This window comes from Bradyrhizobium uaiense, from assembly GCF_010811875.1.
Lineage (GTDB): Bacteria > Pseudomonadota > Alphaproteobacteria > Rhizobiales > Xanthobacteraceae > Bradyrhizobium > Bradyrhizobium uaiense.
In genome coordinates this window covers 1-237 of record NZ_VKHP01001088.1, presented here as the reverse complement: position 1 = coordinate 237, position 237 = coordinate 1, and the positions used below count along the sequence as shown (strand labels likewise).

The 237-nt window shown below is 67.5% G+C and carries 1 pseudogene; it reads right to left on the bottom strand.

Annotated features, from left to right (window positions below):
* Positions 1 to 237, bottom strand: a pseudogene (locus FNJ47_RS48880) (acetamidase/formamidase family protein); the annotation flags it as partial.

Genomic DNA, 237 nt, shown 5'->3' with positions numbered 1-237 from the left:
TGCCGAACGCCTTGCCGGAATATTTCGGATTGGCGCAGGGCCGCGGCGCCACGTCGATGATGCGCACTTCGAGCACGTCGCCTTCCTCGGCGCCGCGCACGAACACCGGCCCGGTGCAGATATGCACACCGAGGCCTTCGCCCGCGCCGCGTCCGAACAGTGAAGCATCCATCGGGCCGGCGCCGCGCCGGTTCACGCCCTTCTTCTCCTTGGTCCAGAGATACACGCTCTCGACGC